Below are 11572 nucleotides of genomic sequence, written 5' to 3'. Positions count from 1 at the left end.
TGCTTCGTCAATTACTTACGTAATTTCCTCGCAATGACGATTTGATATCTATCAACATCTCTAAACATTCTCTTTAAACCAATCAAAAGCTTTTTTAAAGAAGCTGCTATTTTCATCAAGTCTAATATGAGCGAATTCTTTTTGCTGTTTTAGAGCATGAATTTTTAGCATTCCTATAGTTGCTGAATACATAGCCGGATTATAATCTTCTGTAAAACCGGCAATAATCTCCGGTTTACCGATTCTACTCTGTTTTTCAAAAATTTTATTTGAAAGCTCTTTAAGTCCTCTAAGCTGAGATCCACCGCCGGTAATTACAACTCTAAAAACCTCAACCTGCCCTTTTGTTGCTTTATCATATTCGGCTTTTACCATTGATAATATTTCTTCGACTCTTGCTCTTATTACCTCGGCTAATTTATAAATTGTTACGGAAGTATTTAAATTATGATGAGTATCAACCTGAAAATCATCCATATTTATAATACTATCTTTCTCAAATAAAGGTATAATTGCATTACCGTATAAAATTTTTAATTTCTCTGCCGTAACAAGATCAATACCAAAGACTTTAGCAATATCCGAGCTAATATGAAAACTACCTATATTTACATGCCCCGTATATATTAATTTACTGGCAAAAAAAATGCCGAAAGAGGTAGTTTTATCGCCCATATCTATAATAAGCGAGCCTAGATTTTTTTCATCATTCGTAAGACAGCTAATAGCAGAAGCATAAATTGCTAGAGTAATATTTGTGACTTCAACATGACATTTAGCGAAGCATTGTACAATATTTGATAACATATTTGAACTAGCTGCAATAATATGTAATTCACAACTAAGCTCTCTACCGTACATACCTATAGGATTCTCGACTGAATTATTATCAAGGGTAAATTCAAGAGGAAAATAATGAATAATTTCTTGGTTTTTAACTTTAAACTCAAGTAATGCTTTTTGTAGTAACTTTTTAATATCCTGCTGCGTTACGGTTTGCCCGTTAACTTTAATGGTATAATTAATATAATAAGATTTAGTGTCGGCACCTGATAACGATAATATAACTTTTTTTATATTTTTACCGCAATCTTTTTCAAGTGCATAAATTGCCGAAACAATGCTAGTTTCAGCATTTTTTAAATCTGATATAACTCCTGATTTAATACCTTTAGAATGATGCAAATTTTGGCTAGCTACTTTAATTTCACCTTTTTTACTAATATAGGCAGCAATTACGGCAATCTTACTACTACCGAAATCAAGTGTTACAAAATTTGATATTTTCTCTTTCATTTTTTTATTTTGATGTCATTCCCTATATATTTCAGTCTTGTTGCATGGATGGTTTTATGTCATTCCCGCGAAAGCGGGAATCCAGCATAAAGCGAGATAATTTGAGCTTTTAATTGGCTCTGGATATATAAGTGTGTAAATTCTAAAATAGGCATTAAATTCGCCCCTCAAATTTTATCAAAAAGTGAGCCATGTCCTCTCCCCAATTTTGGATAGGCATATTTCATTTTCGCGTAATATAGTCAATTGTCAAGTACAAAGTCTTAAATACAGAGTCGTCGTTAGGAAAACCCCTTTTGTTATTAGTAACCTTGCGTAATTGACTATTTAAACCTTCGATTGCATTGGTTGTATAAATGATACGCCTAATCACTTCTGGGTATTGTAAAAAAATTATCAAATTCTGCCAATTATTTTGCCATGATTTTGCAATATGTGGGTACTGTTTGCCCCATTTCATATCAAAATCAGATAAGGCAGTAAGTGCTTCATCCTCAGTGATAGAGCTGTATACTAGCTTCAAATCTGCTGCAAGTTCTTTACGGTCTTTATAGCTTACATATGACAAACTATTTCTGATTTGATGTACAATGCACAGCTGATGCTCAGTTTGTGGATATACTGCAGATATCGCCTCACTCATGCCCGTTAGATTATCGCTACAAGCAATTAAGATATCTTTTAATCCCCTGTCTTTCATTTCAGTAAAATTATTTAACCAAAATTTAGCTCCCTCATTCTCGCTAATACACAAGCCTAAAATATCTTTCCTTCCGGTTAAATCTACACCTAAAGCTACATATACTGCCTTATTGATAATTCTCTTATCTTGACGTACTTTAACTATAAGTGCATCAAAATATACTATAGCATATATGGCTTCCAGAGGCCTATTCTGCCAACTCCTGACCTCATCCATAACATTATCGGTAACCCGACTAATAAGGCTTTCACTGTTCTCTGCACCATATAGCTCATGAATCTGAATCTTAATGTCAGAGAGGCTCATCCCTTTAGCATATAAGGATAATATCTTCTGATCTAATCCATCAATCCTAGTCTGACGCTTTGGCACTAGTACAGGAGAAAATTCAGCATTTCTATCACGTGGTACTTCAAGTTCCAATACTCCACCTTCAGTAATTAGGCTTTTTTTGCATACACCATTTCTACTATTGTCAGTCTCTATCCTGCCATATTTGTTATAGACAAGATGCTCATCCATCTCAGCTTTTAAGGCTCTTTCAAATATATTTTTAGTTAACTGCTTTAATATCCCGTCTTTGGCAAAAAAACTCGTTAAATCAGTATCTTTATCTATTAGCAAATCTACTGCTTGTTTTATCTTCTCTTGGTTACTGTTACTCATGTTATTCCTGATAAATTATATTATTGTTAATATAACCTATCCTAGAAATTTACACACTTAGTGAGACAGCACCTCCATGCCGGAATCTTCGCAATAATTTTCATAAGTTTTATAATACTCTAATACGCTATATTAATTTAAGAAAAAATAAACACTTATGAAAAGTTTTCAATATTATTTACAATAGATTTTTCTTTTTTTCTTTCTCAAGTTGCTCTTTTTGCTGTAGTTTATCTAAATATTTATTGTAAAACTCATTAGTTATATACATTAACTCCATATCAAAATTAAGATGTGGAGAATCTAAAGTAATAGTGCAGTCATCATCAACAAAAATTGCCTTTTTATTACCGACAAAAGGTATATTTTTTTCTTTTAATGTATATTTTTCTGACAACATACCAAATAACTCATTAAAATTATTTTTGCTCATTACTAAAATTACAGCTTGCACTATATTATTATCATTACATATTATCAAAGCATCTGAAACATTTTTAAAATCAATACTTTTAGGATCTATATAATAATTAGTACCGTTCCATTTATTAGCTTCCTTGCTTATAACTTTATATTTTTCTTTCACCTCTTCTAAGGTTGCTTTATTTAATTCAAGCCCTATAGGTTTAGGATTAGCATATGAAATTAAATTAAAAAATAATAAAGCTAATATAAGTAAAAATTTTATAAACAACTGTTCATATTGATAATATTTTTCTTTGTTTTCCTTAGAATTAAATTTTCTTTGATAATATATCATTAGTTCATCATATTCTTCATCAGAAAGCCAGCGGTCAAAAACTGAAATACAACGAACATAATATTCTTTTCTAAGCCTTATATGATATTCTTCAATTTCTTTATCGCTCCAAATACACTGATCATCATCTATTAAACAACACATTCGATAAAGCTTAATATTTTCCTTGCTTAAAACTTCTTTCACAATATCACCTATAATATTGATACTTTAAGTATTTAAACGTTAAACCTAAAATGTACTATATCTCCATCCTGCATTTTATATTCTTTACCCTCTAAACGCATTTTACCTACTTCCTTGGCTTTTGCTTCACTACCAAGGTTTATATAATCTTCATAGCCGATAACTTCTGCTCTAATAAAGCCTTTTTCAAAATCGGTATGAATAATACCGGCAGCAGCCGGGGCAAGAGTACCGTCTTTAAAAGTCCAACTATGAGCTTCTTTAGGACCTATGGTAAAGAAGCTTTTAAGGTTTAAGAGATTATACCCCTCTTTAATCACTTTACTAAGCCCCGTTTCCTCTAAACCTATAAATTTTAAGAACTCTTCTTTTTCTTCCATGCTTTCAAGTAAAGCAATCTCAGCTTCTATTTTTGAAGAAATTACAACGCTTTTAGCATTTTCTTTCTTTGCTCTTTCCGCTACTAATTTTGTAAATTCATTACCGACTGCAGCATCTTTTTCAAGTACGTTACATATATATAAAGCAGGCTTAGAGGTAATTAACTGCAATTGCTTTAAATTATCAGCTCCTAAAATTTCATTTAACACTCTTGCAGGTTTACCGTCTGCTAGTACTTTATAAACCTCTTTTAACAGCTCTATCTGCTCTGCCATTATTTTATCGCCTGACTTCAAGCGTTTTTCACTTGTTGCTAAACGCTTTTCGACCGATTCTATATCGGCAAGTATTAACTCTGTTTCAATAACCTCAAGATCATGGATTGGATCAACTTTGTTATGTACGTGCGTTATATCCTCATCTTCAAAGCAACGCAGTACATGCAATATTGCATCGACTTCCCTGATATGAGATAAGAACTTATTACCAAGCCCCTCCCCTTTACTTGCCCCTTTAACAAGTCCTGCAATATCGACAAACTCAATATAAGACGGAATAATTTTTCCACTTCCGGCTAAGCTTGCGAGTCGTTGCAAACGCTCATCCGGTACTAAAACTTTGCTGCTATTAGGCTCAATAGTACAAAACGGATAATTAGCAGCATCCGCAGCCTGACTTGCCGTTAAGGCATTAAATAACGTCGACTTACCGACATTCGGCAACCCAACAATTCCTAGTTTTAGTGTCATAAATATTTCCGTAAATAATACATTATAGAGTCTTTTTCATAACCGTGTCTTGTGAATTCAAGCTTGTAACCAAGCTTCTCGTAAAAAGGCTTAGCCTGAAAATCCGTAGTCGATAAAGCAATAAAATTACAGCCACGCTCACGTGCCAATTCTTCAGCTTTTTCCATTAATATGCTTCCATATTTTTTGTTTCTATGATTTTCATCTACAAACAATGAAGTAATATACAAACTACCCCAAAGGCTTATTCCTTGTATACCGGCAATAAAATTTTTATCTTGATCTAAGCATGAGAAAGAAAAAGATTTTAAATCTCCTGTTAAACCTTTCTTTTCTCTTGCCTCTTTATTAAAAGCATCACAAATTATAGCTGAATAGGCTTTATCCATTTCATCGGCATAAACAATTTCAAAATCTTGTGTCATAAATTTTTCCTTTCTATGTCGTTCCCTATAGTACCAGACATTTTTTATTCTATGTCATTCTTAGCTAGAAGCGGGAATCCAGCATAAAGCGAGATAAATCGAGCTTTTAAAAAGTTTTATAAGTAATGGATTCCCGCCTACGCGGGAATGACATCGAGTAGGCTTTTTTTGAGCCATACAGGCAACTCAAAATAACATTATCCAACCTTACTCTTAAACTCTTCTAACTTATTCTCTAATATTAAACCAAAATTATTAGCTATTTTATCTATAGCTTGCAACGCTGTTTCATACTCGGATTTCAAGAAATTATTAAGTACATAATCTGCTACATCCTGATTATTTTGCGGTCTACCTACCCCAACCCTAATGCGATTATAATTATTGCCTATAACACCGTCAATTGATTTTAAACCGTTATGCCCGCCGTTACCGCCACCCGTTTTGAATTTTATTCTACCTGTTTCTAAATCAATATCATCATGAATAACAAAGATTTTTGCGGGGTGGATATTATAATATGTTTTCACCGATATCACTGACTTACCGGACAAGTTCATATAGGTATTGGGCTTTATAAAAATTATCTTTTGTCCATCACTAATAGTTTCAGCAATTTCACAATTGAATTTTTTCTTTGTACTAAATGATGAATTATATTGGTTTGCTATTTTCTCTATAGCAATAAAGCCTATATTATGCCTCGTATATTGATACTCTTTTCCTGGATTACCAAGACCAATAACAAGAATCATAATAATTTACCTAATAAACAGTAATGGAAAATTTTTGAAGAAATATTAATTTGGAAGAAGTATATGAACATTCAGAATGTCATTCTCGTTTCTAGCGGTATTGCCCGGCATTGCCCGCGTGGATCGAAAAACCTACTCGATGTCATCCCCGCGTAGGCGGGAATGACATAAAATGAGCTAAACAACAACACCTACGAATCCTCACAATGACGATTTAAGTATCTAAGCAAGTCCTTATCGTGAGAATTATCTTACTTCCCTGCTTCAGCGGCTTGTTGTTCACCTTCAGCTTCAGTTCTTGCACCTCTACGTCCTATAATAGTTGCAAGAACAAATTCTTTTTTAGTAGTAAAACTGCATCCTTTCGGCAATTCTATTTTTGATGATTTTAGCGAGGTAGCAATAGGCATGTTAGTAACGTCTATAGTTACATTTCTTGGGATATTATTAACATCACATAATAAAGTAACTCTTCTTTTTACTATATTAAAATATCCGCCTCTTTTAACGCCTAAAGCTCTTTCCTTCCCTTCATATACTACAGGCACTTCCATTTTTTGAGTTTTCTCTTCTAAAAAGACAAAATCCACATGGCGTACCATATCCGTAACAGGATGTAACTCCACGGCTTTCGGTAACACTTTATATTTTTTCTTATCAATTGTTAAATTAATTAACTGAGAGATAAAAGCCGGCTTTCTATAATATTTTGTTATTTCCTTTTCTTCTAAAGAAATACTAACAGGTGTTTTACCCGCTCCGTAAATAATAGCCGGAACACGCCCTTCTCTTCTTAATGCTCTTGCTGCTCCCGTACCGAATTCATTACGGGACTTAGCTTCAAGTTCTAATATTTCACTCATTATTTCAACACTTTAAACTTAAAAAAGATTATAATAGCTTCAATTAATATAAAATTCAAGTATTTTTAAAATATCTGTGATGGCTTAATGCTTCGATGTCATTCCCGCGGAAGCGGGAATCCAGAAAAAATAGCCTTAATATTGGTACAAAAATTATAATTTGATAAAACAAACATATGAAAAATAAGTTTTTTATATGTCTTACTAGATTCCTGCTTTCGCGGGAATGACATAAGAGCCATGCAACAAGCCCGCTTTTAGCTGAGAATGACAAGTGACTTGACAATATTTACTCAATCCCTAAAAATTTATGAGTCTGCAACGACAACCTAGTGCCGCTTTCTAGTGCTAATTTTACTGCTAACTCATTATTTTCGTCATTAAGTCTTTGGTCGTTTTGATCCATAGGCTGAACAAAAACCGGTATATTATAAGAGGTTTGCCCTACTTCCGGTATGAGACTATATTCTAAAATATTTTTAGCAACGATAAATTTCACCGCACTAATTTTAGGCAATAAATCTTCTCTTATTTTACTATAACCGTTTTTACCTGCTTTTGGCGAACAAATTATAGACACTTCATTCGGCAAAGAGCGATATAACGTACCGTTAGTCTCTATCTGGATTTTAAAATCTTGATCTAGTAACTTTTGACATAATAATTCTATAGGTTGACGCATCGGCTCACCGCCGGTTATGACTACTAAATTAATTGATTTTTCATTTTTAGAATTTAATACCAAACTTTCAACTTTATTTAAAATCTTAGCTATATCTATTAACTCAAAATCTTCAAACTCGGTATCGCAAAAATTACAAGCAAGATTACACCCTCCAAGCCTAATAAAGATCGCAGGGCAACCTACAAAAATACCCTCACCTTGTATAGTCTTAAAAATAGACTGCACCTCTAACTTAGTACCGTCACCATTTAATATGCTTCTTTTAGGATTTTGTCCGAACATTTTCAGTATTAATTATGTATTCAGCATTCCCATTATAGCAAATAGCTTTAAAAAATAATAGAGCGTTTGCTCAATAAAAATTTAATCAAGTTCTACAATATTATTCATGGGTACATCACCCAAAGGAGTTACCACTAGCTCATCATTCAGTATAAAATGCTGATAACTCTTTCCTGATTCTAATATTACTGCATTGGAATTTTTATCACATGTGAATTTAATATAAGGTCTACCCTCAAGCAAACCAAGCATTTCATCATTTACTGTAACGCTACTACCTCTAGGGATATGAAATTTAATCGGTTTTCCATGCGGTATATTGAGCTTGAAGTTAGCATCGGTAGGAGCTTCAAAAGAATTAGTATTTTTCATAAAATTTTAATTTTAGATTGAATTTATAGCATATAGAATATGAATTTTTTCTTAAAAAATCAATAATTAATCTAGTTTTAATTTTTATTTATTAGGTGAATCTCTAAGACTTTAAAAAAAAATCTTGCAATAACTAATAAAAAAACTATTATCTAGTTTTGTATCTGTACGTGGCTTTGGTATGCCTAATTACAGTTTAAATCTAGTAAATACCAATATAAGGAATAAATATGCCTAAATTAAAAACAAAATCCGCTGTAAAAAAGCGTTTTAAACTTACTGCTAGCGGTAAGGTTATCGCATCCCAAGCAGGTAAAAAACATTTTATGCGTCGTCGTACTAAAGCTCAAATCCGTAACCTTAGAGGAACTACAATACTTTGTCCTCAAGACGGATATAATATTAAAAAATATTTTCTACCATACGGTATAAATTAATTTAATTAGGAGCTACAGCAATGACACGTGCAAAATCAGGAAAAATTTCCAAAAATCGACATAAAAAAATCCTCAAATTAGCCAAAGGCTATAGAGGTAGAGCTAATAGCTGTTTTAGAGTAGCTATTGAAAAAGTAGAAAAAGCCCTCCAATATGCTTACAGAGATCGTAGAAATCGTAAGCGTGATTTCAGAGGCTTATGGATTCAAAGAATAAATGCAGCAGTAAGAGAGCATGGGCTTGTTTACTCTCAATTTATGGGGGGTCTTAAAAAAGCAGAAATCGATATAGATCGTAAAGTACTTGCAGAACTTGCCGTCAATAACAGTGATGGATTCGCAAGTATCGTAGAAAAAGCAAAAGCATATATTTAGTGTCATCCCGCGACTTGATCGCGGGATCTTAGGACACAAGCTACGATAACAAGATCCCGTGGTCAAGCCACGGGATGACATATTTATAACAATTAATTTTTATTTTCGTTCGGTATAAATATTATGAAACGTACATTTCAACCTAGCAATTCAGTTAGAAAAAGAAGACATGGTTTTAGATCTAGAATGGCTACTCCAACCGGAAGAGCAATCTTAAGAAAACGTCGTGCTAAAGGTAGACATAAATTATCTGCTTAAAATAATCTGACTTATCAAATTGTCTATTACCTCTTTAAAAAATCAAAAAGAATTTGAGCTTATAAATAAGCTTGGAAAGAAGTTCCATGAGAGATATTTTATTTTGGTAATAGCCAAAAAACTTCCAAAAATCTTCATTGAATCAAAATATAACACCTTTTTAGGAATCAAAGTTAGCAGAAAACTAAATAAAAAAGCCGTGGTTCGCAACAAAATTAAAAGGCGTATAAGACATCTGATTAGAATTATTGTTAGCGATTCTAAGCTTAATGCTATAAAATTCGCAATGATTATTATCCCAAGAAAAGGATTTGAAGAGATAAACTTCTCACACTTGAATTGTGAATTAAGTAAAATAATTCTAAGAAATATTTAGATTTTATTGAATGGCTAATGGCTTAACATTGCCCGACGTGGAGCGGTTTTTCCGTCATTGCGAGGAGGCATTACCCGCGTGGATACCATACCACCCCGTCATTGCGAGCAGTCGTAGTACTTGCGTGGCAATCCAGAAAAATAATAAAGGTGCTGTCTCACTAAGTGTGTAAATTTCTAGGATAGGTTATATTAACAATAATATAATTTATCAGGAATAACATGAGTAACAGTAACCAAGAGAAGATAAAACAAGCAGTAGATTTGCTAATAGATAAAGATACTGATTTAACGAGTTTTTTTGCCAAAGACGGGATATTAAAGCAGTTAAAAAAATATATTTGAAAGAGCCTTAAAAGCTGAGATGGATGAGCATCTTGTCTATAACAAATATGGCAGGATAGAGACTGACAATAGTAGAAATGGTGTATGCAAAAAAAGCCTAATTACTGAAGGTGGAGTATTGGAACTTGAAGTACCACGTGATAGAAATGCTGAATTTTCTCCTGTACTAGTGCCAAAGCGTCAGACTAGGATTGATGGATTAGATCAGAAGATATTATCCTTATATGCTAAAGGGATGAGCCTCTCTGACATTAAGATTCAGATTCATGAGCTATATGGTGCAGAGAACAGTGAAAGCCTTATTAGTCGGGTTACCGATAATGTTATGGATGAGGTCAGGAGTTGGCAGAATAGGCCTCTGGAAGCCATATATGCTATAGTATATTTTGATGCACTTATAGTTAAAGTACGTCAAGATAAGAGAATTATCAATAAGGCAGTATATGTAGCTTTAGGTGTAGATTTAACCGGAAGGAAAGATATTTTAGGCTTGTGTATTAGCGAGAATGAGGGAGCTAAATTTTGGTTAAATAATTTTACTGAAATGAAAGACAGGGGATTAAAAGATATCTTAATTGCTTGTAGCGATAATCTAACGGGCATGAGTGAGGCGATATCTGCAGTATATCCACAAACTGAGCATCAGCTGTGCATTGTACATCAAATCAGAAATAGTTTGTCATATGTAAGCTATAAAGACCGTAAAGAACTTGCAGCAGATTTGAAGCTAGTATACAGCTCTATCACTGAGGATGAAGCACTTACTGCCTTATCTGATTTTGATATGAAATGGGGCAAACAGTACCCACATATTGCAAAATCATGGCAAAATAATTGGCAGAATTTGATAATTTTTTTACAATACCCAGAAGTGATTAGGCGTATCATTTATACAACCAATGCAATCGAAGGTTTAAATAGTCAATTACGCAAGGTTACTAATAACAAAAGGGGTTTTCCTAACGACGACTCTGTATTTAAGACTTTGTACTTGACAATTGACTATATTACGCGAAAATGGAATATGCCTATCCAAAATTGGGGAGAGGACATGGCTCACTTTTTGATAAAATTTGATGGGCGAATTTAATGCCTATTTTAGAATTTACACACTTATATATCCAGAGCCATAATAAAAAAAATTCTGTAAATCAGAATTTTTTACTAGATTGCTTCGTCAATTACTACGTAATTTCCTCGCAATGACGACTTGGATATTCATGCAACAATGTCGAGTTTGTAGAGCTTTGTAATATTGTTTATTAAATCTCCGGGTCAGTATTTCCTAATATTGTTATATCTGAATTACTATCCGTATTTTCTTCCGTAAAATTTAAATTGAGTGCAATAGTCTTATTTAAAAGAATTTCAGGAGTTATTCCTTTATAATTTATATTTTCTATTATATTTTTTGAAACAATATTTGATCCTAGAGTTAGTGTACCCTCACCTGATATATTTAAAGTGCTTCCTGATCCTATAGTTAGTAGACCAGCGATATTCAAAGATTTTCCTGTTTCTATAATTACGGTAGTATCAGAATTGAATGAGATATTACCAAGAATCACATCTGATGCTATAATAAGTTTAAGAGTATTCATATTCATAGAATCTAAATGAATATCTAAACAATCTTCAATCTTTATTTCTTTTAAATAAT

The 11572-nt window shown here is 32.8% G+C and carries 13 protein-coding genes and 3 pseudogenes; 5 read left to right on the top strand and 11 right to left on the bottom strand.

Features of this window, described 5'->3' with window-relative positions; genetic code table 11:
• Positions 1–60 precede the first annotated feature (60 nt).
• From ftsA to AC5587_RS02280, 10 genes and pseudogenes are all read right to left on the bottom strand, one after another.
• Positions 61–1296, bottom strand: a complete 1236-nt coding sequence (gene ftsA, locus AC5587_RS02325; protein WP_499162718.1) for a cell division protein FtsA — start codon at positions 1294–1296, stop codon at positions 61–63.
• A 154-nt stretch (positions 1297–1450) separates the two neighbouring features.
• A pseudogene (locus AC5587_RS02320) lies at positions 1451–2665 on the bottom strand (IS256 family transposase).
• A 178-nt stretch (positions 2666–2843) separates the two neighbouring features.
• Positions 2844–3611, bottom strand: a complete 768-nt coding sequence (locus AC5587_RS02315; RefSeq protein ID WP_499162717.1) for a hypothetical protein — start codon at positions 3609–3611, stop codon at positions 2844–2846.
• Between the two features lie 32 nt (positions 3612–3643).
• The gene (gene ychF, locus AC5587_RS02310; RefSeq protein WP_499162716.1) at positions 3644–4741 is read right to left on the bottom strand and encodes a redox-regulated ATPase YchF; all 1098 of its coding nucleotides are present in this window, start codon (positions 4739–4741) and stop codon (positions 3644–3646) included.
• The gene (locus AC5587_RS02305; RefSeq protein WP_499162978.1) at positions 4738–5130 is read right to left on the bottom strand and encodes a GNAT family N-acetyltransferase; all 393 of its coding nucleotides are present in this window, start codon (positions 5128–5130) and stop codon (positions 4738–4740) included. Before AC5587_RS02305 ends, ychF begins: the two co-directional genes overlap by 4 nt.
• Before the next feature lie 233 nt (positions 5131–5363).
• Positions 5364–5921 (bottom strand): aminoacyl-tRNA hydrolase, encoded by a 558-nt coding sequence (gene pth / locus AC5587_RS02300; protein WP_410526921.1) that lies wholly within the window; start codon positions 5919–5921, stop codon positions 5364–5366.
• A gap of 251 nt (positions 5922–6172) precedes the next feature.
• The gene (locus AC5587_RS02295; RefSeq protein ID WP_499162715.1) at positions 6173–6784 is read right to left on the bottom strand and encodes a 50S ribosomal protein L25/general stress protein Ctc; all 612 of its coding nucleotides are present in this window, start codon (positions 6782–6784) and stop codon (positions 6173–6175) included.
• A gap of 98 nt (positions 6785–6882) precedes the next feature.
• Positions 6883–7017: a hypothetical protein gene (locus AC5587_RS02290; RefSeq protein WP_499162714.1), complete on the bottom strand. Its 135-nt coding sequence runs from the start codon at positions 7015–7017 to the stop codon at positions 6883–6885.
• 56 nt (positions 7018–7073) lie between these two features.
• Positions 7074–7751: a 7-carboxy-7-deazaguanine synthase QueE gene (locus AC5587_RS02285; protein WP_499162713.1), complete on the bottom strand. Its 678-nt coding sequence runs from the start codon at positions 7749–7751 to the stop codon at positions 7074–7076.
• 81 nt (positions 7752–7832) lie between these two features.
• The gene (locus AC5587_RS02280; RefSeq protein ID WP_410526925.1) at positions 7833–8123 is read right to left on the bottom strand and encodes a hypothetical protein; all 291 of its coding nucleotides are present in this window, start codon (positions 8121–8123) and stop codon (positions 7833–7835) included.
• Positions 8124–8353: 230 nt separating this feature from the next.
• On the opposite strand from AC5587_RS02280, the gene rpmI reads away from it, so the two are divergent.
• The 5 genes and pseudogenes from rpmI (at position 8354) to AC5587_RS02255 (ending at position 11002) form a co-directional block, all read left to right on the top strand.
• A complete protein-coding gene (gene rpmI, locus AC5587_RS02275) occupies positions 8354–8560 on the top strand; it encodes a 50S ribosomal protein L35 (protein WP_004997924.1) in 207 nt (68 codons plus the stop codon).
• 20 nt (positions 8561–8580) lie between these two features.
• The gene (rplT, locus tag AC5587_RS02270) at positions 8581–8934 is read left to right on the top strand and encodes a 50S ribosomal protein L20 (protein WP_499162712.1); all 354 of its coding nucleotides are present in this window, start codon (positions 8581–8583) and stop codon (positions 8932–8934) included.
• A gap of 123 nt (positions 8935–9057) precedes the next feature.
• Positions 9058–9192, top strand: a complete 135-nt coding sequence (gene rpmH / locus AC5587_RS02265; RefSeq protein WP_499162711.1) for a 50S ribosomal protein L34 — start codon at positions 9058–9060, stop codon at positions 9190–9192.
• A 19-nt stretch (positions 9193–9211) separates the two neighbouring features.
• Complete coding sequence (gene rnpA, locus AC5587_RS02260) at positions 9212–9568, top strand: ribonuclease P protein component (RefSeq protein ID WP_499162710.1); 357 nt, start codon at positions 9212–9214, stop codon at positions 9566–9568.
• Between the two features lie 221 nt (positions 9569–9789).
• Positions 9790–11002, top strand: a pseudogene (locus AC5587_RS02255) (IS256 family transposase).
• 298 nt (positions 11003–11300) lie between these two features.
• On the opposite strand, the pseudogene AC5587_RS02250 reads toward AC5587_RS02255, so the two are convergent.
• Positions 11301–11519, bottom strand: a pseudogene (locus tag AC5587_RS02250) (hypothetical protein); the annotation flags it as partial.
• Positions 11520–11572: the final 53 nt, after the last annotated feature.

This window comes from Rickettsia endosymbiont of Hedychridium roseum (genome assembly GCF_964028255.1).
GTDB classification, from domain to species: domain Bacteria; phylum Pseudomonadota; class Alphaproteobacteria; order Rickettsiales; family Rickettsiaceae; genus Rickettsia; species Rickettsia asembonensis.
This window is presented reverse-complemented; position numbering and strand designations above follow the sequence as displayed.

Coding starts and splice junctions, on each gene's coding strand:
- rplT (WP_499162712.1), top strand. CDS start 8,581: ATGACACGTGCAAAATCAGGAAAAATTTCCAAAAATCGACATAAAAAA.
- AC5587_RS02280 (WP_410526925.1), bottom strand. CDS start 8,123: ATGAAAAATACTAATTCTTTTGAAGCTCCTACCGATGCTAACTTCAAG.
- AC5587_RS02295 (WP_499162715.1), bottom strand. CDS start 6,784: ATGAGTGAAATATTAGAACTTGAAGCTAAGTCCCGTAATGAATTCGGT.
- ychF (WP_499162716.1), bottom strand. CDS start 4,741: ATGACACTAAAACTAGGAATTGTTGGGTTGCCGAATGTCGGTAAGTCG.
- AC5587_RS02290 (WP_499162714.1), bottom strand. CDS start 7,017: ATGTCATTCCCGCGAAAGCAGGAATCTAGTAAGACATATAAAAAACTT.
- pth (WP_410526921.1), bottom strand. CDS start 5,921: ATGATTCTTGTTATTGGTCTTGGTAATCCAGGAAAAGAGTATCAATAT.
- rpmH (WP_499162711.1), top strand. CDS start 9,058: ATGAAACGTACATTTCAACCTAGCAATTCAGTTAGAAAAAGAAGACAT.
- ftsA (WP_499162718.1), bottom strand. CDS start 1,296: ATGAAAGAGAAAATATCAAATTTTGTAACACTTGATTTCGGTAGTAGT.
- AC5587_RS02285 (WP_499162713.1), bottom strand. CDS start 7,751: ATGTTCGGACAAAATCCTAAAAGAAGCATATTAAATGGTGACGGTACT.
- rpmI (WP_004997924.1), top strand. CDS start 8,354: ATGCCTAAATTAAAAACAAAATCCGCTGTAAAAAAGCGTTTTAAACTT.
- AC5587_RS02305 (WP_499162978.1), bottom strand. CDS start 5,130: ATGGATAAAGCCTATTCAGCTATAATTTGTGATGCTTTTAATAAAGAG.